This window comes from Azonexus sp., assembly GCF_049652925.1.
Taxonomy (GTDB): Bacteria; Pseudomonadota; Gammaproteobacteria; order Burkholderiales; family Rhodocyclaceae; genus Azonexus.
Genome location: NZ_JBASFI010000012.1, coordinates 158,422 through 181,251, shown reverse-complemented (window position 1 = coordinate 181,251; position 22,830 = coordinate 158,422). Strand labels below are relative to the sequence as shown.

13 protein-coding genes are annotated in these 22,830 nt (G+C 61.7%); 9 read left to right on the top strand and 4 right to left on the bottom strand.

Annotated features, from left to right (window positions below; translation table 11 throughout):
- Positions 1 to 161: 161 nt before the first annotated feature.
- The 3 genes from WBK19_RS04955 to WBK19_RS04945 all read right to left on the bottom strand — a co-directional run bounded on the left by WBK19_RS04955 (position 162) and on the right by WBK19_RS04945 (position 7,442).
- Positions 162 to 728, bottom strand: a complete 567-nt coding sequence (locus tag WBK19_RS04955; RefSeq protein WP_511287517.1) for a rhodanese-like domain-containing protein — start codon at positions 726 to 728, stop codon at positions 162 to 164.
- A gap of 131 nt (positions 729 to 859) precedes the next feature.
- Positions 860 to 4,789: a phosphoribosylformylglycinamidine synthase gene (gene purL, locus WBK19_RS04950; protein ID WP_511287515.1), complete on the bottom strand. Its 3,930-nt coding sequence runs from the start codon at positions 4,787 to 4,789 to the stop codon at positions 860 to 862.
- Positions 4,790 to 4,934: 145 nt separating this feature from the next.
- A complete protein-coding gene (locus tag WBK19_RS04945; RefSeq protein WP_511287513.1) occupies positions 4,935 to 7,442 on the bottom strand; it encodes a PAS domain-containing hybrid sensor histidine kinase/response regulator in 2,508 nt (835 codons plus the stop codon).
- A gap of 177 nt (positions 7,443 to 7,619) precedes the next feature.
- Between WBK19_RS04945 and WBK19_RS04940 the strand changes: the two genes are divergently transcribed.
- The 9 genes from WBK19_RS04940 to WBK19_RS04900 all read left to right on the top strand — a co-directional run bounded on the left by WBK19_RS04940 (position 7,620) and on the right by WBK19_RS04900 (position 21,890).
- Entirely contained in the window at positions 7,620 to 8,393 is a 774-nt protein-coding gene (locus WBK19_RS04940; protein WP_511287511.1) for a DUF3348 domain-containing protein, read from the top strand.
- On the top strand, positions 8,390 to 10,747 hold the full coding sequence (locus tag WBK19_RS04935; protein WP_511287509.1) for a DUF802 domain-containing protein: 2,358 nt from the start codon (positions 8,390 to 8,392) through the stop codon (positions 10,745 to 10,747). Before WBK19_RS04940 ends, WBK19_RS04935 begins: the two co-directional genes overlap by 4 nt.
- 2 nt (positions 10,748 to 10,749) lie before the next feature.
- A complete protein-coding gene (locus WBK19_RS04930) occupies positions 10,750 to 11,394 on the top strand; it encodes an OmpA family protein (RefSeq protein ID WP_511287507.1) in 645 nt (214 codons plus the stop codon).
- A complete protein-coding gene (locus tag WBK19_RS04925; protein WP_511287505.1) occupies positions 11,387 to 12,070 on the top strand; it encodes a DUF2894 domain-containing protein in 684 nt (227 codons plus the stop codon). Before WBK19_RS04930 ends, WBK19_RS04925 begins: the two co-directional genes overlap by 8 nt.
- 235 nt (positions 12,071 to 12,305) lie before the next feature.
- On the top strand, positions 12,306 to 16,559 hold the full coding sequence (locus tag WBK19_RS04920; RefSeq protein WP_511287503.1) for a response regulator: 4,254 nt from the start codon (positions 12,306 to 12,308) through the stop codon (positions 16,557 to 16,559).
- Between the two features lie 289 nt (positions 16,560 to 16,848).
- The gene (locus WBK19_RS04915; RefSeq protein ID WP_511287501.1) at positions 16,849 to 18,333 is read left to right on the top strand and encodes a protein adenylyltransferase SelO; all 1,485 of its coding nucleotides are present in this window, start codon (positions 16,849 to 16,851) and stop codon (positions 18,331 to 18,333) included.
- Positions 18,334 to 18,390: 57 nt separating this feature from the next.
- Positions 18,391 to 18,747 (top strand): arsenate reductase (glutaredoxin), encoded by a 357-nt coding sequence (arsC, locus tag WBK19_RS04910; protein ID WP_511287499.1) that lies wholly within the window; start codon positions 18,391 to 18,393, stop codon positions 18,745 to 18,747.
- Positions 18,748 to 18,837: 90 nt separating this feature from the next.
- Positions 18,838 to 20,343, top strand: a complete 1,506-nt coding sequence (gene glpK / locus WBK19_RS04905; protein ID WP_511287497.1) for a glycerol kinase GlpK — start codon at positions 18,838 to 18,840, stop codon at positions 20,341 to 20,343.
- Complete coding sequence (locus WBK19_RS04900) at positions 20,340 to 21,890, top strand: glycerol-3-phosphate dehydrogenase/oxidase (RefSeq protein WP_511287495.1); 1,551 nt, start codon at positions 20,340 to 20,342, stop codon at positions 21,888 to 21,890. The genes glpK and WBK19_RS04900 overlap by 4 nt, the downstream gene beginning before the upstream one ends.
- A gap of 62 nt (positions 21,891 to 21,952) precedes the next feature.
- Here WBK19_RS04900 and WBK19_RS04895 read toward each other — a convergent pair whose 3' ends face one another.
- Positions 21,953 to 22,705, bottom strand: coding sequence for a Crp/Fnr family transcriptional regulator (locus WBK19_RS04895; RefSeq protein ID WP_511287493.1), 753 nt, complete (start codon positions 22,703 to 22,705; stop codon positions 21,953 to 21,955).
- Positions 22,706 to 22,830 lie beyond the last annotated feature (125 nt).

Below are 22,830 nucleotides of genomic sequence, written 5' to 3'. Positions count from 1 at the left end.
CGCTGTTTTTGTTATTGGGCAAATTTCCGGTTGACCGTGAAAACCGACAAATCCCTGATTAAAGAGGCTTGCCACGGTCAACCGGAAAAAATGGCCTAAAACAAAAACGGAACTCCGCAGAGTTCCGTTCTGTTAGCCGAAAAATACTGGCTGGAATGCGTTCAGAAATCGTCCTTGACGATCGGGAAGCCCAGCGCATCCCAGTCGAGCATGCCGCCGCGGTAGTAATAAATCTTGTCAGCCGGGAAACCATCGCGAACCATTGCGTTGATGGCTGACGGGCTCTGTGGGCAGACCGGGCCGTTACAGAAGGCATAGACTTTCTTGGCCTTGCTGCAGTCCCACTTGCCGGCCTTCTTGGCGCAGCCCAGCTCGTCCATGCGGCCGGAAACCAGGGTGTAGGGGATGTGATACGAGTTGGGGATGGTGCCTTTGATCCGGTCGTCCGGCTCACGCATGTCGACAATCAGCGCATCCTTGTCGTTCATCGCGTGGAGAATTTCGATTTCGGTGACCGGATGGACGCCGGGAACCGGAATCAGCGGCTGCAGCCAGCCCTTGTTCTTGGCGCATGGCGTCATCGTGCGGGTAATGACGAACGGCCCATTCTTGGTCTGCACGACGAACTGCTTGTCCTCGCCGATGATGCGCAGCAATTCCTTCTCCTGAGCGGAAGCGCCCATGGACACGGCAACGATCCCGGCAGCCAGCAAAATTTTCTTGATCATACGACTCCTCCATTGCTATTAGATTTGGCAACCACCATTTATAAGTGATTGCGTATATTGTAATTTAACAATGTAGTTCTGTAAAAAAGAAAGGCGACCCACAGGTCGCCTTTTCCTATTCTTCCGGTCGCTTAACCGACCCAGCGCCGCGCGTTGCGGAACATGCGCATCCACGGCGAATCCTCGCCCCAATTTTCCGGGTGCCACGACATCTGCACGGTACGGAAGACACGTTCCGGGTGCGGCATCATGATCGTGAAGCGGCCGTCAGCCGTGGTCACCGCCGTCAGGCCGTTCGGCGAACCGTTCGGGTTGTACGGATAGATCTCGGTCGGCTCGCCCTTGTTGTCGACGTAGCGTACGGCCGACAGCACCTTGGTCTTGTCGTCGGCGTTGTCGAACACCGCCCTGCCCTCGCCGTGCGAAACGACGATGGGCACTTGCGAGCCTTCCATGCCGGCGAAGAAGATCGACGGCGATTCGAGGATTTCGGTCATCACGAACCGCGCTTCGAACTGCTCGACCTTGTTGCGACGGAAAGCCGGCCAGTTTTCGGCGCCAGGGATGATGGATTTCAGCGCGCTCATCATCTGGCAACCGTTGCAGACGCCGAGAGCAAAGGTGTCCTTGCGATTGAAGAAGGCGGCGAATTCGTCGCGGCAGCCGTCGTGCATAAGAATGGTCCGCGCCCAGCCGAGGCCGGCGCCGAGCACATCGCCGTAGGAGAAGCCACCGCAGGCGACCAGGCCCTTGAAGTCCTTGAGACTGACGCGGCCGGCCAGAATGTCGCTCATATGCACGTCAACCGAAGCAAAACCGGCGCGGTCGAAGGCGGCAGCCATTTCGTAATGGCTGTTGACGCCCTGCTCGCGCAGGATGGCGACGCGCGGCTTGGCGCCGAGTTCGCGGTAAACCTGGGTGAAATCGTCCTGTGGATCGAAAGTCAGCTTCGGCGTCAGGCCGGGGTCGGCGACGTCGAGAATGCGGTCGAATTCCTGCTGGGCACAGCTAGGGTTGTCGCGCATGGCCTGCATCTGGTAGCTGGTCTCCGACCAGGCACGCTGCAGGTCGACACGCTTTTCGCGCAGCACGCGCTTGGCGTTGCGGGTGACGCGGATTTCGTCCCACTCGTTCATCGTGCCAACGAAATGGTAGGGCACACGCAGGGCGCGCAGGATCGGCGTGACCTTTTCGCGGTCGGCGCGGCGAATCTGGATCAGGGCGCCGAGTTCTTCGTTGAACAGGGCGCGCACGATGTTCTCGAAATCGCGGCCAGCCAGCAGGTTGGTCAGTTTCTCGGAACCATCGACATCGCCGGCCCCAGCGTCGTAGCAGATGCCGTCGAGATCGAGCGAAACGCCGCGGCGCGTGGCAAAGGCCATTTCGCAGGCGGCGACAAACAGACCACCGTCGGAACGGTCGTGGTAGGCGAGCAGCAGGCCATCGCGATTGAGTTTCTGCACGGCATCGAACAAGCCCTTGAGCTTGGCCGGTTCATCGACATCCGGCGCATCGCTACCGGTGGCGTTGTAAACCTGGGCCAGACAGGAGCCGCCGAGGCGGTTCTTGCCCAAGTCAAGCAGCAGCAGTTCTGTTTCGCCCTGATCGACGGCCAGTTGCGGCGTTTTGGTCTTGCGTACGTCGTCGACCGCAGCAAACGAGGTGACGACCAAGGAGAGCGGCGACACGACCTGCTTCTTGACGCCGCCATCTTCCCAGGCGGTACGCATCGACAGCGAATCCTTGCCGACCGGGATCGACACGCCGATGGCCTTGCACAGATCGGAAACGGCTTCGACGGTGTCGAACAGGCGGGCATCTTCACCAGCGACGCCGCACGGCGCCATCCAGTTGGCCGACAACTTGACCTTGGCCAGTTCGCCGACATCGGCAGCGGCCAGGTTGGTCAGCGCTTCGCCGATGGCCATGCGGCCGGAGGCAGGTGCGTCGAACACAGCGAGCGGCGTGCGCTCGCCCATGGCGAAGGCTTCACCGAGGTAGCCCTGATAACCCATGGTGGTCACGGCGACGTCAGCCACCGGCACCTGCCACGGGCCAACCATCTGGTCGCGAGCGGTCATGCCGCCGACCGAACGGTCGCCGATCGAGATCAGGAAGGTCTTGTCGGCGATGGTCGGCAGACGCATCAGACGATAGGCCGCGTCCTTGAGTTCGATGGCCGTCGCATCGAAAGAGACGAAAGTTTCCGGTTCGTGCTTGACGTCGCGGGTCATGCGCGGCGGCTTGCCGAGCAGCGCTTCCATTTCCATGTCGACCGGATTGACGCCGAAATGCGCGTCGGTAACGGTCAGATGGCCGTCGCCAGTCGCTTCGCCGACGACAGCGAACGGGCAGCGCTCACGTTCGCACATGGCCTGGAATTCGGCGATGCGGTTCGGCGGGATGGCCAGCACGTAGCGTTCCTGCGATTCGTTGGACCAGATTTCGGCCGGCGACATGCCCGGCTCTTCGGTCGGCACCTTGCGCAGATCGAAAATGGCGCCGACGCCGCCCGAATGGGCGAGTTCCGGCAGGGCGTTGGAAACGCCGCCGGCACCGACGTCATGCACCGACAGGATCGGATTGTTCTTGCCCATCTGCCAGCAACGGTCGATGACTTCCTGCGCACGCCGCTGGATTTCCGGGTTACCGCGCTGCACCGAGGCGAAATCGAGGTCTTCGGCATTCGAGCCGGCCGTCATCGACGAGGCGGCACCGCCACCGAGGCCGATCAGCATGCCGGGGCCGCCCAGCTGGATGAATTTCGTGCCGACCGGGAAGGTTTCTTCCTTGAACGACTGCTCGGCCTGGATGGAACCCAAGCCGCCAGCGATCATGATCGGCTTGTGGTAGCCGCGGACCGTGCCGGCGACATCCTGCTCGTAGGTGCGGAAATAGCCGGTCAGGTTCGGGCGGCCGAATTCGTTATTGAAGGCGGCGGCACCAATCGGGCCTTCGAGCATGATGTCGAGGGCGGAAGCGATGCGCGACGGGCGGCCGTAGGCGTGTTCCCAGGGCTGCGGCGCATCCGGCAGATTGAGGTTGGAGACCGAGAAACCGCACAGGCCAGCCTTCGGCTTGGAACCCTTGCCGGTGGCGCCTTCGTCGCGGATTTCGCCGCCGGAGCCGGTGGAGGCACCGGGGAACGGGGAAATGGCCGTCGGGTGATTGTGCGTCTCGACCTTGGTCAGGATGTGGGTCAGCTCTTCCTTGTAGCTGTAGCCACGGTCGGCATCTGGGTAGAAACGCTGGATGGTCGCGCCTTCGATGATCGAGGCGTTGTCGGCGTAGGCCATGATCGTGCCTTGCGGCGCGGCGGCATGGGTTTCGCGGATCATCCCGAACAAGGTCTTGTCCCTGGCCTGCCCGTCGATGACCCACGAGGCGTTGAAAATCTTGTGGCGGCAATGTTCGGAATTGGCCTGGGCGAACATCATCAGTTCGACGTCGGTCGGGTTGCGGCCGGCCTTGGTGAACACGTCGAGCAGGTAATCGATTTCGTCATCGGACAGGGCCAGGCCGAGCGAACCATTGGCGTCGACCAAAGCGGCCTTGCCGCCGGCCAGTACGTCAACGGTATTGAGCGGCTTCGGCTCGAAATGGCGGAACAGTTCGCTGGCGGCGTCGAAGCCGGGCAGCACGGAATCGGTCATGCGGTCGTGCAGCAGGCCGGCGACGGTTTTCTTTTCCTCGGCGCTCAGCGCGCGGCCACCCTTGACCACGACGTGGAAGGCGATGACGCGTTCGATGCGCTCGATGGCGTCGAGGTCACAGTTCCAGGCAATGTCGGTGGCCTTCGACGACCACGGCGAAATGGTCCCGATGCGCGGGGCGACGAGAAACAGTTCGCCGGCATCGGAACCAGCTGCCTTCTCTTCCAGCAGCGTCGCCAGCTTGGCGCGCTCGTCGGCATTCAGGGCGCGCTTTTGCGCCACGACATGCCAGTAATCAGCCACCACGGCTTCGATGTCGGCGACGGCTGCCGTCAAGCGGTTGGTCAAGCGTTGCAGACGGAAGGCGGAAAAGGCGGCGTCGCCCTTGAGGCAAAGAATGTCGGCCATGGGGAGTGTGGTCTGGTTAGGCGGAGAGGCCGGCATTATACCCGAGGTGGCGGTGGGTGCCGGCTCGGTATGGCACCTGGCAACGGCTGCGGCCGACTTTAATTTTGAGCCGTTTTTCCGGTTGACCGTAGCAACGGCGGCAGACTTACCTGCCCCGTTCCAGCCACTTGAGCACGCTCGCAAAGAGCGTGTCCGGGACCACCGGCTTGGCGATGAAATCATTCATGCCGGCAGCGAAGCAGCGCGCCTTGTCTTCGGCAAAGGCGTTGGCAGTCATGGCAAGGATCGGGGGATTGTCGCCGGGCGACAGTTGCCGGATGCGCCGGGTCGCTTCCAGGCCGTCCATCCGGGGCATCTGCATATCCATCAGGATAAGGTCGTAACCGTTCTTCTCGGCCAGCGCCAGCGCCTCCAGGCCGTCGTTCGCCACATCAACCTGCAAACCGACATCGCTCAACAGCGCGACGGCGATTTCCTGGTTGATTGGCTCATCCTCAGCCAGCAATATCCGCCGCCCGGCATAAGTCCGCAGCAGACTTGCTTCCGCCGTCTGCGGCATGGCGGACGCCACCCCGTTTTTGGTGCCAGCCCCTTTCTTGAGCCTGACTGTAAACCAGAAAGTGCTACCGACTCCGATCTCGCTGGTGAGGCCAGCCTCACCGCCCATCAACTGGGACAGTTTTTTGGTGATAGCCAGCCCCAGGCCGGTACCGCCGTAGCGGCGCGATATCGAATCGTCGGCCTGGGCGAACGAGGCAAATAAACGTTCCTGTACCGCGGGCGGAATGCCGGGCCCGGTATCATCCACTTCGATACGGACGCGAACACAGTCGTCGTCCTCGTCCTCCTGCAGGACACGCAGCGTTACGCCGCCGGTCTCGGTAAATTTGATGGCGTTGCTGGCGTAATTCAATATCGCCTGTTGAATCCGCGTCGGGTCACCAAGTAGCGCATGGGGCAGCGATTGCACATCACAGCGCAGAATCAGGTTTTTCGCGTGCGCCTGCTCCGAGAGCATGGAGGCAACGTTGGCGGTCAGCGCACCCAGATTGACTTCGCTTTCCTCGAGAACAAACTGGCCGGCTTCGATCTTCGACAAATCAAGGATGGCATTGATGATTTCGAGCAGATGTCGCCCGGCCAGGTCGATTTTCTCGAGCTTTTCAGCCTGCCCGGGCTGCACGCCCGAGCGCTTGAGCAGATGCACCATTCCGGTAATGGCGTTGAGCGGCGTCCGTATCTCGTGCGACATGTTGGCGATGAAGGAACTCTTCGCAACATTGGCTGCTTCCGCTGCTTCCTTGGCGACAGACAGGGCCGCAGTGCGCTGGACGACCAGGTCTTCGAGGTGCAAACGATAGGCAGCCAGTTCGGCTTCCGCCGCCTTGCGCCCGGAAATGTCTCGGGTGACGGCCAGGAGCAGTGTCTGGCCGTTGTCGGTCATTGGCACGGCATGGGTCTCCAGCCAGCGCCGACCGCCCTTCAGGCCACACACCTCAAACTCCATTTGCACGGCAGCCCCGGCCAGCACCTTGTGGTGCATGTCAACAAAAGCATCGCGGTATTCCGGAGCAACCAGATCGAGCATCGGCTGGTTGGCCACCTGTTCCAGTGAGTCGGCCTCGATCATCGCCAGTCCGGCCGGATTCATCTGGAGCAAACACCCCTTTGCATCAAGCATCTTGATGCATTCCGGCTCGTTATCGATGATGGTGCGCAGCCGGGACTCACTTGCCGCGACATCGATCAACGCCTGCCGGCGTTCGGCATCAATGCGCGCCAGTTCGATCCGGGTTTCGGAGAGCCAGCCGAGCACACTGTCTTCCATCCCCGCGGCAACCCGAACGGGGGTCGAAAAATCACCCTGCCCGAGACGGGCGATGCGCCCATGCACCTCATCCAGCGAGCCGCCAAGGCTGGTCCGCAAGGCCTGGTAGGTACGCCCCACAGTCAGCAGCAAGAGCAGCCCGAACAAGATGAAAACCCCTCGCATCAGCAAGGCAAAATCTTCCGCATCACGCACCATTTTTTGCGTGCGCCCCACCAACAGTTCGTGCAGTTCGCTCATCGGCCGCATGATGTCGGCCTTGGCCTGATGATAAGCGGCATCGTTCAACATCTGGCTGGCCTGCAAGCGAACCCCGTCACTGATCGGCGCGGCGGATTCGACCAGCGCCATGGCGGCGAATTCGGTGCGGGTCAGGTTGTCCGAATTGGCTTTGGCCTGTGCCAGCTTGGCGAATTCCGGCTCGGAAAAACTGGCCTGACGCATCATGTCGAGCAGGGAAATTTGCTGCCCGCTCGACGGACGCGGGCGCCGGTCATCCGCGCCCACCATGTCCCAGTAGATATTCTGGTAATCCACCGGGCGAGGCTTGCGGCCATCGCGAATATCGAGGATTTCCTGATAGTGCTGCTTGAACAGTGGATCGCCGGTAATTACATAGCTGCGCACCATGCGCGTCAGGTCATCGGACGATTGACGCAACTCCTGCGCCATCCAATAGGAACGTACGCGGAGTTCGTTAGCCTCGTCGATCCGCTTTTCCGAACGCACATAAAAGAAGAAGACGACGACAAACGTGACGAACACGACCAGCATCAGCCAGAGGCTTCGGGAAAATCGCGAGGGATTGGTAATGGCAGAAATCATGTTTTTATTCGTTCTCGGCTAATCATACCCGCTCGCAACGGCACGGTGCTTGCTGAAAACCTCACCAACAGGGCTGACGCAGCAAACTCCCAGAAACGGCAGAGCGGAGACCGCTGACCGCGGCGCAAAGTTGTAGTAGCCTTGCGACCCCTTTCGACGTCGAACCAGGTCATGATCATGACGCGTGAATTGCAACGCGCCACCTTCAATCGCTCTGCCCTCGTCCGCGTCCTGTCCGACACCCTCCCGGAAGTCCCTGATCCGAAATACGATTTCGGCGAACGGCTCGGGCAGTGGCTGGACTTTTCGGATGCGCTGACGCTGTTTTCGGTCCTCAATAGCGAGGCCGGCAGCGGTGCGTCCATCGCTTCGGCAAACAGCGACTTGCCGGCCCAACTGGCCCGCGTCCGCCGCAACCTGAGCGATTCGATCCACAACGATGGTGTTTTCAGCGCCGATTCGGACACCCCGGCGCGCATCCCGTTCCCGACCCCGCTGCCCAACGCCACGCCGGAAAGCGCCGCCGATTATTCGCCCTACCACCGCTACTACCTCGCCCACCAGCGCGACATGAACAGCGCCATCACGGCCCTGCGCGCCAATGCCCGCAAGGCGCTGGCCAGCCAGTCGGCGGCGGGCAAACAACTGGCCGACCTCGACGCCGCCTTCGAAAAGTTTCTATTCACCCGCGAGCGCAACCTGCTGTCGAACATCCCGATCATGCTCGGCAAGCGCTTTGACCAGCGCTACGCCGAACATTGCGCCGCCCTGGCCGACGACAGCGCCGACGATCCGACCACCTGGACGCAGCCGGGCAGTTGGCTCGAAGCCTTCTGCCAAGACGCCAAGACCATACTGCTCGCCGAACTGGAGCTGCGCCTCAAGCCGGTCGCCGGCCTGATTGCCGCACTCGGCAGCCCCAGCGAAACCAAGGAAACAAAGCCTCAATGAACCGTAACCTCAGTCTCTTCGCCTTCATCCTCGGCCTGTTCGCCGTCGTCTGGGTCGCCATCGGCTACATCGGCGGCCACACGCTGGCCTTCACCGTCTCGTGCATCATCGCTGTGGTCTATATCGCCGGCGCCCTCGAAATGCGCCGCTTCCACGACAACAGCACCGCGCTGTGCAAAGCGCTCGGCAACATCCCGAACGACATCGGCCACCTGGGCGAATGGCTGCAACAGGTGCCGGCCGCGCTGCAGAACGCTGTCCGCCTGCGCATCGAAGGCGAGCGCATCGCCCTGCCCGGCCCCGGCATCACGCCATACCTCGTCGGCCTGCTGGTCCTGCTCGGCATGCTCGGCACCTTCCTCGGCATGGTTGTCACGCTGAACGGCGCCGTGCTGGCGCTGGAAAGCACCACCGACCTGCACACCATCCGTTCGGCGCTCGCGGCGCCGGTCAAGGGGCTCGGCGTTGCCTTCGGCACCTCGGTCGCCGGCGTCGCCACCTCGGCCATGCTCGGCCTCATTTCCGCCCTGTGCCGGCGCGACCGCCTGCAAGTCGGGCAACTGCTCGACAGCAAGATTGCCAGCGTGCTGCGCGATTTCTCGCTCAGCTACCAGCGTCAGGAAACCTTCAAGGCTCTGCAGGCGCAGTCGCAAGCGCTGCCCGAACTAGTCGGCAAACTCGACGCCATGATGAACCAGATGGCCGAACAGAGCCGCCAACTCGGCGACCAACTACTGGCCGGGCAACAACGCTTTCACGAAGAAGCCAAGGGGCTGTACACCGGCCTGGCAGAGTCCGTCGACCAGTCGCTAAAGGCCAGCTTGCGTGACAGCGCAACGGTCGCCGCCGAGACCATCCAGCCCGTCGTCACCGCCACCATGGCGAGCATCGCCGACGAAACGCGCGGCCTGCACGACAAGCTGTTCGGCACCGTCGAAACGCAGCTGGCGGGCATCGCCGGCCAGTTCACGCAAACCGTAACCACCGTCAGCGACACCTGGGCGCAAGCCCTGAGCCACCACGAACAGGTCACCGCCACCCAGCACCACCAACTGCAAACCGCACTCACCGCCTACGCCGACACCTTCGAGCAACGCTCAGCCGCCTTGCTCACCTCGGTTGAAAGCACCCAAGCCAAGCTGCAGGCCGACGCCGCGCAACAACAAGCCGCGCTGGCCGAAACCACCGCCACCAGCCAGCAACAACTGGCCGCCACGTTGGCCAGTCAGTTCGGCGGCGTCACCACCCGCCTCGATCAGGCGGTCAGCCAGGTCGCCGACACCTTCGGCGAACGCACCCAGGCGCTGCTCACCTCCATCGACGCCAGCTACGCCGCTTTCGCCCAGACCACGCAGGCCCAGCAGGCAGCGATCAGCGAGCAGGTCGCCAGCCAGCTCGACGGCATCGCCCAGCGTTTCGACGGCGCCGTGCAAGCGGTTTCCGACAACTGGACCGGCGCCCTGGCCAAGCACGAACAGGCCAGCGACCGCCTGACGCAAGCGCTCGACAAAACGCAAAACAGCCTCGCCGACACCTTCGCCCAACATACCACCGCGCTGCTCTCTGACATGCGCGCCACCCAAGCCGACTGGCAACGCGATTGGGCGACCGGCGAACAGACCCGCCAGGCCAGCTTCACCGATGCCCTCACGGCGATGGCCGGCAAGCTCGAAGCGCAATGGCAACAGGCCGGTCAGGCAACGCTAGCCCAGCAGGAAAAGATCACGCAAACGCTCGGCGACACCGCCCGCGACCTCGTCGCCGCCCACCAGCGCCAGGCCGAAACGACCATCGCCGAAGTCACCCGCCTCATGCAGACCGCCGCCGAAGCGCCCAAGGCGGCGGCCGAAGTCATCGGCCAGTTGCGCCACGAACTGTCGGCGAGCATGGCGCGCGACAACAGCCTGCTCGAAGAACGCAGCCGCATCATGGAAACCTTGGGCGCCCTGCTCGACGCCATCAACCACGCCTCGACCGAGCAGCGTAGCGCCATCGACGCGCTGGTTTCTTCGTCGGCCGACCTGCTCGAACGCGCCGGCAGCCAGTTCGCCGCCAAGGTCGAGAGCGAAGCCGGCAAGTTGGTCGAGATCGGCACCAGCATCACCGGCGGCGCCCTCGAAGTGGCCAGCCTGGGCGAGGCATTCGGCACTGCGGTCAAGCTCTTTGCCGAATCGAACGACAAGATGATGGCGGCGCTGCAACGCATCGAAGGCGGCCTGACCAAGTCGCTGACGCGCAGCGACGAGCAGCTTGCCTACTACGTCGCCCAGGCGCGCGAAATCATCGACCTCAGCATCATGTCGCAGAAGAAGATGGTCGACGACCTGCAACGTGTCGCCGGTAGCGAGGCATAACGATGGAAGACATCGACGCCAGCGTCGACCACAGCACGCCCGTCTGGGCCGTCTTCGGCGACCTGATGGCCGGCCTGCTCGGCGCCTTCGTGCTGATCCTGGTCGGCGTGCTCGGCGTGCAACTCGAACTGGTCACCAGCCTCGAAAGCGAAATCCAGAAACGCCAGCAGGAAGAGCAACGCCGCGAAGCCCTCGAAAAGGCCCTGGCCGGCCCGCTCGCCTCGGGCCGCGTAACGCTCAGTAACGGCAAGATCGGCATCAGCGGCAACGTGCTTTTCGCGCTCAACTCCGACCAGTTGCAGCCGGAAGGCAAGCAACTCCTCAAGAGCCTCTCCCAGCCCATCGCCGCCTATCTCGGCGCCAGCGAACAGATGCTCATGGTCAGCGGCTTCACCGACGACATGCCCGTGCGCGGCAGCAACAGCCGCTTCGCCGACAACTGGGAACTCTCGGCCCAGCGCGCCCTGACCGTCACGCGCACGCTGATCGAGGACGGCGTACCCTCATCGTCCATCTTCGCCGCCGCCTTCGGCGCGCAACAGCCAGTCGCCGACAACGCCGACGCCGACGGCCGCGCCCGCAACCGCCGCGTCGAAATGGCGCCAGTGCCCAAGTCGCGGACCAACGGCAAGGAAGGCAATGGCTGAAACGGGTGACATCCCGGCCCAACTCGACGCCCTGCGCACCAGCGGCGCCGCCGACCGCGACCCCGTCCGCTTCGCCTACCTCGAAGCACTAAGCCGCCGCGCTGCCGCGCAACCGGAAACCATTCGTCAGGCGCTCAACGCCAAAATCAGCGCCGCCGCCAGCGAGCTTGTCAGCCGCCTGGCTCCTGCGCCGACCGAAATTGCCCCGACAAACGCCACCAGCCCGCTGGCCGATCTGCTTGCCTACATCAGCGTCCAAGCCCACGACCAAACGGGCACCATGCAGCCCGCCAACGAGGCTTCCACGGTCAACCGGAAAAATCGCCCAAAATCGAAATCCGCCCCGGCCGGCCCTCGCCCGCAAGGCCCCGAACTCAAATCCGTCGCCATCTTCCGCAACGAGTGGTCGAAGCTCAGCACCGAGCAACAACTCACCCAGACCCTCGCCCAGGCCCCCGAAAACGCCGGCCCCATGAACTCCCAGCACCTCGTCCTGCGCAGCCTCGAACGCATGCGCGACATCGCGCCGGACTATCTGCAGGCTTTCATGTCCTACATCGACACGCTGATCTGGCTCGACCATGCCGACCCGACCAAGCCAGCAGCCGGGCGATCATCGGCTGGCGATGGGGAGAAAAGACCGAAACCTGCAAAGCGAAGTACGGCCAAGCGGTAATCGCGTCTTCGTTTCAGTCACAACCCGCAGCAGCAACTCAAGAAAGTAAGTATCGCTCGGTGTGATCGCAAATTTTTGCGTTCGGTTGGCAATTGAAAAACCGAGAAACGGATAGGCGAAACATGACTCGATTATTTTTGTTATTTATAGTGATATCCCCAATATCCGCACCTTTACAATTAGTGCTAGCCTTGCTCGACTCATACTTGGCCAAGTAACAAACAGGGGGCGCCGGATGGAATCAAATGGCCGGAAACGGATAGCAGACTACTGGGATTCGCTGCGAGTCCAGCTGACTTTCGGTGTGTTGGTTCTTCAGGCCGTTTGCCTCGCATCGCTTGCGATGATTGCCGAGAGCCAGCTCAAGAGCAGTTTTCTCGATCAGTTGCAGGTGCAGCAAGAAAGCAATCTCGGGTTGGTCAGCAACTGGATCAATCACGGCGTAAAGGAGCGTGTCGGGTTGCTGCAGGCTGTGGCCGAAAGTCTGTCACCCGAAGACTGGACGAACCGCGACACCGTCCAGCACCACCTGTCCAGCCAGCCCAGTATCAATCGTTTCTTTGCGCGGGATGTCTATGTTATTTCGGCAAAAGGAACCCGGATTGCCGAGATTCCGCAGCGCCAGAAGGTCAATACGGATTACAGCGCAGCACGTTATTTCAATCTCGCCATCCAGACGCGCCATCCGGTCATCATGCCGCTTGTCGGACGATTTTCCGGACGTCCGAATCTCATCTTTGCGGTACCTGTGCTGGACAAGGCGGGGGCCGTTGTCGCGGTTATTTGCGGCTCGGACGACCTTGGCTCGGGCAGCCAGTTCTATATTTCCGATTTTGCCCATAACGGCCCGTCTGGCGGCTATCAGGTCATCTCGCTCGACGAACGTACCTATGTCGCCAGCACCGATGCAGCGAAGGTTTTGACGAAGGTTTCGGCGGAAGCAGCCGACCCGCTCATGCAGCGCAGAATCAACGAGGGGTTTACCGGTGCCGGGCGGTCGATGGATGAAGCAGGTAACGAACTGATCTCCCATGCGGCGATCATCAAGGACATCAAATGGCTGGTGGTGGCCTACGTCCCCGTCAGGCAGGCGCTCGCTCCCCTGGAAGACCTTACACAAACCATCTGGATTGGTGCCATCCTGGCCATGCTCATCACCGGCATTGTGGTTCTGCGACTACTGAACAGTCAGCTCAAGCCACTCGAAAACGCAGCAACAAAAATTGCCGGCCTTCTGCCAAACAAGGAACTGATAGAGCTACCCGAAAGCGGGAGCCGGGAGATTCGCACCTTTCTGCAGCATTTCAACCGCCTTCATCAGGTCATTCGTGAACAGTTTCTCGCCCTGCAAAACGAGCGGGACCACCTGGAACTGACAGTCAATCAACGAACCGAGGCGCTGACCGCAAGCGAGCAATTCACTCGTGCGATCACCGATGCACTGCCCAGCATGATTGCCTACTGGGACACCGAATTGCGCAATCGTTTCGCCAATCGCGCCTATCTGGACTTGTTCGGCAAGACGGCGGAAGAGATCAATGGCATGCAAATGCGTGAGTTGCTTGACGAAGAGGCCTTCCGCTTCAGTGAAGCGCAGATGCGGGCCGCACTGAACGGCGAACGACAATGTTTCGAGCGTTCCTTGGTGAATAACGACAAATCCGCCAGGCATTTGGTGGCCCATTACATTCCAGACGGACAACCGGGATCGGTCAGAGGGGTCTTTGTCCTGCTCTACGACATCACCGAACTGAAAGCAGCCGAGCAGCAGATCCAGCACCAAGCGGACGAACTGGATGACTTGTATAACCACGCACCTTGCGGCTATCACTCGCTGGATCAGCATGGCTTCATTCAGAAAATCAACGACACTGAACTGGCCTGGCTGGGATACACCCGCGAGGAACTTGTCGGGCAACGGAAAATTACCGAGTTTCTGACGCCTTCGGCAGTCGAGACATTCAAACAGAACTTCCCGATAATCCGCGCCGGGGAAGCCATACGCGAATTGCCACTGGAATTGATATGCAAGAATGGCCGCACCCTAGCCGTGCTGCTGTCGGCATCGGCTGTCCTCGATGACGCCGGCCGGTTTGTTTCTACGCGTTCAGCAATCATCGATTATTCACAACTGCGTCGGCAGCAGGAAACGCTGGGGCGGGTACTGGCCGCCTCACCGATGGCGGTTCGCATTGCCCGAGTCGAAGACCACCATATCCTGTTCGTGAATAAGGCATTTTGCGATCTGGTGCGCAGAACCGAAGAAGAGATGAATAACGAGGAGGTAAGCCGCTACTACGCTGATCCAAATGTATTCGACGAAATCCGCGCCACTCTCGCCCGTGGCGAGTCGGTCCTCAATCGTCTGGTCGAAATTCGCTTTCCGGATAATCCGGAAGAACCGCATGTTTGGGCCATGGGCTCTTACATGAACATCGATTACGAGGGAAGTCCAACTGTCCTCGCCTGGTTCTTCGACGTTACCAAACTGCAGGAAGCGAAGTCCGACGCTGAGGCTGCTACCAGGGCAAAAAGCGCATTTCTGGCCAACATGAGCCACGAAATCCGGACACCGATGAATGCCATTATCGGCATGGCGGAGTTGGCCCTGGCCACCGATCTGAGTGCCCGGCAGCTCAACTATATTTCGAAGATCAAATCGGCGTCGGAAAGCCTGCTCACCATCATCAACGACATCCTCGACTTTTCGAAGATCGAAGCCGGCAAACTCGAAATGGACCAGACGCCCTTCGTGCTCGAGTCCGTTTTTGATCGTCTTTCGAGTGTGGTTGCCCTGCGAGCAGAGAACCAGGGAATCGAGCTCTACTATGATATTGATGAAGATTCGCGCCTGCTGGAGGGAGACCCGCTGAGGCTGGGACAGGTTTTAACCAACCTGGTCAGCAATTCCCTGAAGTTTTCAACCGGTGGCAACGTCATCGTCAAAGTCAGAACCACGACGCTCGGTGAGGATGATCTCGAACTTCACTGTTCGGTCAGTGACCAGGGCATTGGCATGAGCGAAGAACAGGTTGGCAGGCTGTTCGATCCGTTCACTCAGGCCGACTCCTCGACAACGCGTCGTTTTGGCGGAACGGGGTTGGGGCTATCGATCAGCCGACAGTTGGTCGAACTGATGGGCGGGCGAATTTGGGTGGAAAGCGAACTGGGACATGGGAGCACCTTCCATTTCACGGTTCGTCTCAAAATCCTCGGCCCCGATCGGCGTATCGGCCTTCGCGAATTCGGTTTGGGCCTTGCCGAGCAGGCACAACGTCCGGTGCTGATCGTCGACGACAATCCTGTCTCGCTGAACATACTGTGTCATCTGACCAGTCAGCTGGGCCTGAGGGCAGAGTTAGCCGCCAGCGGCTACGAGGCGATCCGGAAAATGGATGTCGAGACGCCGTCGGACTATTTGTTATGCATCGTCGATTGGCGCATGTCGGGCATGGATGGCATCGAAACCATCCGGAAAATGCGCGCCATCTATGCCGAGCGCAACAAGCGCGCGCCAAGGGCTATTCTGATCACGGCCTATAGCCACCACAGCGAGCTTGACGGCGTTGCCGGTGAAATCGACGGCCTGCTCAGCAAGCCGGTTTGCGCCCGCCATCTATATGTTGAGTTGGCCAACCGTCTGGGTATTTCCACTCCGGAATCACCTCCGGTCGAACGGCGCAAGGTTGCCGCGCGGCAATGGTCGCGCTTCAGCGGCCTGGACATACTGATTGCCGAAGACGTCGAAATCAACCGTGAAGTCATTGGCGAGCTTCTCGCAAACGCCGGGCTGACGGCTCGCTTCGCGGTGAATGGGGAGGAATGCCTGAAAGCCGTATCCGAAAAGCGCCCCGACGTTATTCTGATGGACGTCCAAATGCCGATCCTGGACGGCTACATGACCACCAGGCGGCTACGAGAACAATCCGAATATATCGATCTGCCAATCATCGCGCTGACCGCCAATGCGCTGCTCGAGGAGAAGGAGCACTGCCTCCGGGCAGGAATGAATGGCCATATCGCAAAACCAGTCCGGATGGAGCACTTTTACGAGCAGCTGGTCGCCTGCATGCCAGACTGGCGGCCCAGCGCGCCATCCCCAAAACCTCCGGAAGTTCATCGCGACGACAGCGATACCGGGAACGTGCCCTACCCTGAACTTCCCGGGCTCGACGTGGCGGTCGGATTGACCCATGTCGGCAAAATGTCCCTGTACCTGCGGTTGCTGGCCAAGTTTCGCGATACGCACGGCGCGGTATTCGAAAAGGACTTTATCCAGGCGAGAAATGCTGACGACTGGGGAACGCAGTTGCGGATGGCCCACTCCTTGAAAGGTGTCGCCCGCACCTTGGGCGCTTTTGACCTTGGCGAAGCGGCGGCGCAACTCGAACGCGCTGCCGACGCAAAGGATGGCGACGCATGCGCGATATGTCTGGCGCAAACACTGGCCCAGCTGCACGTGGTGGTGGACACCTTGCGGAGCATTTGAATCGCGACACTTGCCTTCTCTGCCGCGATAGACCAGCGAAACGGGCTGCAGCACGAACTCCAGCCATGGAAGCAATAAGCCTTTGTCGTCTTTCCACGGTCAACCGGAAAATTTGCCCAAAATTGAAATATTCCGGCTTGCCCGCTCCCTTGCCATTCGCGGCCGCCAGGGAACCAAACCCACCCATTAGCATCGAAATTGCTTGAAGCGGTGGCCGCAGCGAGATTTGCGACAAAATCCCCGCCGACCGCGATTTTTCCCGCAAGCCAATCTTCCTTTGATGATTTCAATGAACGCCCCTGCGCCACATTTTTTTGCCTTCGACAACTCCTATGTCCGTGACCTTGAGGAGTTCTACGTTCACTGGAAGCCGACGCCGGCGAGCAAGCCGGTCCTGATCCGCCTGAACGATGAACTGGCCCGCGAGTTGGGGGCCGACCCGGTGGCACTGGCATCGCCGGAAGGAATCGAGATACTGGCCGGGAGTCGCGTGCCGGAAGGTGCAGAGCCGATTGCGCAAGCCTACGCCGGCCATCAGTTCGGCCAGTTTTCGCCGCAACTGGGCGATGGGCGGGCCTTGTTGCTTGGCGAGGTCATTGACCGCCACGGCGAACGCCGCGACATTGCTTTCAAGGGCTCCGGCCGAACGCCGTTTTCGCGCAATGGCGACGGCAAGTGCGCTCTCGGGCCGGCCTTGCGCGAGTACATCATCAGCGAGGCGATGCACGCCCTGGGCATCCCGACGACGCGCTCGCTGGCCGTGGTGGCGACCGGCGACATGGTGCGCCGCGACCGCGCCCAGCCCGGCGCCGTGCTGACCCGCGTCGCCGCCAGCCATGTCCGCGTCGGCACCTTCCAGTTCTTCGCCGCCCACCAGGGGCCGGAACAGGTCAAGCGGCTGGCCGATTACGTCATCGCCCGCCATTACCCGGCGCTGGCCGCCAGCCCGCAGCCCTACCTCGATCTGCTGGCCGCCGTCGGCGAGCGGCAGGCCGAACTGGTGGCGCGCTGGCTCGGCGTCGGCTTCATCCACGGCGTCATGAACACCGACAACATGACGCTGTCCGGCGAGACCATCGACTACGGCCCCTGCGCCTTCATGGAAACCTACAGCCCCGGCACCGTCTTCAGTTCCATCGACAGCGCCGGCCGCTACGCCTACGGCAAGCAGGCCGGCATCGCTCGCTGGAATCTGGCGCGACTGGCCGAAACCCTGCTGCCGCTCATCGACACCGACGCAGAGCGCGCCGTACAGGCCGCCACTGCCGTCATCGATGCCCTGCCCGAACGCCAGGCTATCCACTGGCTACGCGTTTTCCGGGCCAAATTGGGCATCGACGAAACGGGCGATGCCGAAGCCGACCGCGCCCTGATCGACGACTTCCTGCGCATCCTCAAGCAAAACCGCCTCGACTTCACGGTCGCCTTCCGCGCCCTGTTTGATTCGGCGGCCGGCGATACCACGCGCCTCAACACCCTGATGGCCGAAGCCACCGACTTCGCCGACTGGCATAGCCGCTGGCAAGCCCGCCAGCCGACACGTCCGGCCGACCTGGTGGCTGCCATGAAGCAAGCCAATCCCTGCTACATCCCGCGCAACCACCGCGTCGAAGCTGTGCTTGATGCCGCCGTCGATGACAATAATCTGGCCCCCTTCGAACGCCTGCTCGCCGTCATTCGCGCTCCTTTCGACGAGCGTCTGGCCGACGCCGAATACGCCGAGCCGGCACCAACTGATTTCACCACCGGCTACATGACCTTCTGCGGCACCTGAGTCGATTGCTACGGTCAACCGGAAATTTTGCCCAAAATTGAAATCCCCAACCGCTCAATGAACATGACCATCACCATCTACCACAACAACCGCTGCGGCAAATCCCGCGATACCCTCACCCTGCTCAAGGAAAAGGGCATCGAACCGGAAATCGTCGCCTACCTCGACACCCCGCCTGATGCCGCCACGCTGAGCGGCCTGCTCAAGAAGCTCGGCTTCGCCGACGCCCGCGCCCTGATGCGCAAGGGCGAAGCCGAATACAAGGAACTCAATCTGGCCGACCCGTCGCTGTCGCAGGACGCGCTGATCGACGCCATGATCGCCAACCCAAAGCTCATCGAGCGCCCCATCGTGGTCAACGGCGGCAAAGCCGCCCTCGGCCGCCCGCCGGAAAACGTGCTGGCGATTCTGTAAGCCTCGACGAATTCCGACGGCGCGGGAAAGCCCTGCCAAGCCCGCGCCTGGCCGGTTATACTGGCCGCACAACGTTTGCCGGAGTTCGCCATGCCTGCACCTTCCGAGCAGTTCGTCCTCGCGCTCGACCAAGGCACGACCAGTGCGCGCGCCATCCTGTTTGACCGCCGGGGCAACATCCACAGCCTCGCCCAGCAGGAAATCGCCCAGCACTACCCGCAACCCGGCTGGGTCGAGCATGACGCCGATGAAATCTGGACGGCGCAGCTCGCCGTCGCCCGTGCCGTACTGCGCGACAACGGGATTGTGGCCACCCAGATCGCCGCCGTCGGCATCACCAATCAGCGCGAAACCACCGTGCTCTGGGATCGCGCCACCGGCCAGCCGTTGCACCGCGCCATCGTCTGGCAGGACCGGCGCACCGCCGGCATTTGCGACGACCTGACCGCCGCCGGCCACGCCGACCTGTTCCAGCAACGCACCGGCCTCGTCCTCGACGCCTATTTTTCCGGCACCAAGCTCAAGTGGTTGCTCGACCACATCCCCGGCGCCCGCGCCAGGGCCGAGCGCGGCGAACTGGCCTTCGGCACCATCGACAGCTGGCTGGCCTGGAAGCTGACTGGCGAGCACGTCACTGACCCGTCAAACGCCTCGCGCACCCTGCTTTTCGACATCCACCGCCAGTGCTGGGACGATGAATTGCTGGCCCTGCTCGACATTCCCTCCGCCCTGCTGCCGCGCCTAGTTGCCAGCAGCGGCGAAATCGCGACGCTCAAGGCCGAGTGGCTGGGCGCCGCGATCCCGCTGGCCGGCATGGCTGGTGACCAGCAAGCTGCCACCTTCGGCCAGGCCTGCCTCGACATCGGCATGGCCAAGAACACCTACGGCACCGGCTGCTTCCTGCTCATGAACACCGGCGCCCAGCCCATGGCCTCGCGGCATCGCCTGCTCACGACAGTCGGCTGGCAGCGCAACGGCCAAACCACCTACCTGCTCGAAGGCAGCGTCTTCATGGGCGGCGCCACCGTGCAATGGCTGCGCGACGGCCTCGGCCTGATCGCCAGCGCCGGCGAGGTCGAGTCACTGGCCGCCAGTGTGCCGGACAACGGCGGCGTCTACCTCGTGCCGGCCCACACCGGCCTCGGCGCGCCTTACTGGGACCCGACCGCGCGCGGCGCGCTGTTTGGCCTGACGCGCGGCACGACCCGCGCCCACATCGCCCGCGCTGCCCTCGAAGCCATCGCCTTCCAGAGCGCCGAGGTGCTGCAGGCCATGGAGAATGACGCCGGCCAGCCGATCAGGGAAGTCCGCGTCGATGGCGGTGCGGCCAGAAACGACCTGCTCATGCAGTTCCAGTCCGACCTGCTCGGCGTGCCCGTGGTGCGGCCGAAAGTCACCGAAACTACTGCCCTCGGCGCCGCCTACCTGGCTGGTCTGGCCGTCGGTTTCTGGCAGGACGAAGCCGAACTCACTGCCCTGTGGCAGGCCGAACACCGCTTCGCTCCGTCGATGGCCAATGACCAGCGCGAAGCCTTATTCGCCAACTGGCACCGCGCCATCCAGCGCACCCTCGGCTGGGCCAAAGCCGAGTCATGACCAGCCGCGACGACAAGCTCGCCGCCCTGCGCGATCAGCGCCCGTGGGACGTCCTGATCATCGGCGGCGGCGCCAGCGGCCTCGGCGCGGCGGTCGATGCAGCAGCGCGTGGCTATCGGACGCTGCTCGTCGAAGCCCGCGATTTCGCCTCCGGCACCTCGATGTGCAGCACCAAGCTGATCCACGGCGGCGTGCGTTATCTTCGCCAGGGCGACATCGGCATGGTCCGCAACGCCCTGCGCGAACGCTCGTACCTGCTGCGCAACGCACCGCACCTCGTCCATCCGCTCGCCTTCATCATCCCGGCGTGGAATCAGATCGACCGGCTGATGTTCGCCGCCGGCCTCAAGCTCTACGACCTGCTCTCCGGCTGCCACAACCTTACCGCCTCGCGCAGCCTGAACCGGCAGGAAGTCCTCGCCGCCCTGCCCGGTTTAAAAAGCGCCGGCCTGTGCGGCGGCATCCGCTACTGGGACGGCCAGTTCGACGACGCCCGGCTGGCCATCACGCTGATGCGCACGGCGACCGACCTCGGTGCCACCTGCCTCAACTACCTGCCAGCGACCCGCCTGCTCAAAACCAATGACCGCGTCACCGGCGCCGTCCTGCGCAATACCGAATCCGGCGAGGAATTCGAGGTCAGCGCCCGCGCCATCATCAACGCCAGCGGCGTGCACGCCGACAGCGTGCGCCAGTTGGACGATGCAAAAGCCCAGCCGTTGCTAACGCCGAGCCAGGGCATCCACCTCGTGTTCGATGCCGATTTTCTGCCCGGCCAGCAGGCGCTCATGATCCCGAAAACCGAGGACGGCCGCGTCATGTTCGCCATTCCGTGGCAAGGCAAGGTGCTGCTCGGCACAACCGACACCCCGCGCCCGGAATTGGAGCAACTCGATGACCCGCAGCCGCTGGAAGAGGAAATCGACTTCCTGCTGCGCACGGCAGCTGGCGTCTTGACCCGACCACCAACCCGGGCCGACATCCGCAGCGCCTTCGCCGGCCTGCGTCCGCTGATTCACCCAGACAACACCGACGAGAAAAACACGGCAGCCTTGTCGCGCGAACACGCCGTCCTGATCAGCCCGAGCGGCCTGATCACCCTCGCCGGCGGCAAATGGACAACTTACCGGCTGATGGCCGAACAGGTCATCGACCGGGCCATTGAAGTCGCCGGATTAAACGCCGCGCCTTGCCCGACCCAAACGCTGCAATTGCATGGCTACACAGATGACCCCGCCAGCAACGCCTACGGCACCGACGCCCTCCTACTCGCCGCCTTTCCCGGCCACGACAGGCTGCTTCACCTGAAACTGCCCTACACCGAAGCCATGATCCGCTTCGCAATCCGCCACGAAGCTGCGCGGACGATCGAAGATGTCCTGGCCCGCCGAACACGCGCCCTGTTCGTAGATGCAGTTGCCGCCGATGCGACTATCGAACGGATTGCCGAAATCTTTGCTGAAGAACTGAGCCTGTCCCCCGAGCATCTGGTAACAATGATCGAGGCAGCGCGGACCCATGCCCGAATGTTCAGGCTAAGTTCCTAGGGCCATTCGGAAGATCGATAACCAACTCGTAGTCGCTCCACCGTCGAAACCGAATCAATGATTCAAGTTTTATCGATTGGAGCGACAACCGACTGGTCATCAAGCAGCACTCCTTTCGCCTTCCACAACAATCGGTCCTGCTCTGCCTTGATTGTGAAATAGCACCCGCAAACCCGCTTCTCCATTCCCCGTCGATCAAGCAATGCAATGCGACCACGTTCATAGTGAATCAATCCGGCCTGGCGCAACCTGACCGCAATCTCGGAAATGGCCGCACGGCGTACTCCGAGCAAGTTGGCTATTGTTTCCTGGGAGAGCTCCAGATAGTTGAAGGGCAAGCGGTCAAAACGCGACAGCAGCCAGCGACATAGTTGTTGCTCCAGCGAATGGTGGCTTACGCACACAAGCGTTTGCGCCATTTCTGACATTAACCCCAACGTGTAGCGCAATAGTGTCTTCTGCATCGGGCCAGCGCAACGGAACTCGCTTTTCAGATGTTCTCCGCTTAAGCGGTAGGCGTATCCAGGGTTCTGCACAATAGCCCGACTCAACGTGCTCTCGCCTTCCAGAAATGCCGCAACGCCGACCACGCCGTCATTTCCGACCATGCCTATCTCGACCATGGCGCCATCGTCCATTTCATAGACCAGAGAAATGACTGCGCTGGTTGGGAAATAGGCGTACTCAATTGGCGTTCCCGGCTCGTAGAGGCAGGAGCCTGGCGGCAACAAAATCAATTCAAGACAAGGAGTCAGCCGCCTGAGTTCTTCTGCCGACAAAGTGACAAGCAGGTGATTCACATGATGTTGGCGCATTGCTACTGACATGATTTTTGGGCGTCGCGAGAGGGGCGCATAAAGATTAGATGATGAACTAAAACAATTTGATGTTATGTACGTTTTCGGACAGACAGGGTTGCAAGCTTGCAAATAGCATTAGT

Excerpts from the sequence above, each read along its gene's own strand:
- WBK19_RS04945 (WP_511287513.1), bottom strand. The coding sequence starts at position 7,442 with ATGATTTCTGCCATTACCAATCCCTCGCGATTTTCCCGAAGCCTCTGG.
- WBK19_RS04895 (WP_511287493.1), bottom strand. The coding sequence starts at position 22,705 with ATGCGCCAACATCATGTGAATCACCTGCTTGTCACTTTGTCGGCAGAA.
- purL (WP_511287515.1), bottom strand. The coding sequence starts at position 4,789 with ATGGCCGACATTCTTTGCCTCAAGGGCGACGCCGCCTTTTCCGCCTTC.
- WBK19_RS04925 (WP_511287505.1), top strand. The coding sequence starts at position 11,387 with ATGGCTGAAACGGGTGACATCCCGGCCCAACTCGACGCCCTGCGCACC.
- glpK (WP_511287497.1), top strand. The coding sequence starts at position 18,838 with ATGCCTGCACCTTCCGAGCAGTTCGTCCTCGCGCTCGACCAAGGCACG.
- WBK19_RS04955 (WP_511287517.1), bottom strand. The coding sequence starts at position 728 with ATGATCAAGAAAATTTTGCTGGCTGCCGGGATCGTTGCCGTGTCCATG.
- arsC (WP_511287499.1), top strand. The coding sequence starts at position 18,391 with ATGAACATGACCATCACCATCTACCACAACAACCGCTGCGGCAAATCC.
- WBK19_RS04900 (WP_511287495.1), top strand. The coding sequence starts at position 20,340 with ATGACCAGCCGCGACGACAAGCTCGCCGCCCTGCGCGATCAGCGCCCG.
- WBK19_RS04935 (WP_511287509.1), top strand. The coding sequence starts at position 8,390 with ATGAACCGTAACCTCAGTCTCTTCGCCTTCATCCTCGGCCTGTTCGCC.
- WBK19_RS04920 (WP_511287503.1), top strand. The coding sequence starts at position 12,306 with ATGGAATCAAATGGCCGGAAACGGATAGCAGACTACTGGGATTCGCTG.
- WBK19_RS04915 (WP_511287501.1), top strand. The coding sequence starts at position 16,849 with ATGAACGCCCCTGCGCCACATTTTTTTGCCTTCGACAACTCCTATGTC.
- WBK19_RS04940 (WP_511287511.1), top strand. The coding sequence starts at position 7,620 with ATGACGCGTGAATTGCAACGCGCCACCTTCAATCGCTCTGCCCTCGTC.
- WBK19_RS04930 (WP_511287507.1), top strand. The coding sequence starts at position 10,750 with ATGGAAGACATCGACGCCAGCGTCGACCACAGCACGCCCGTCTGGGCC.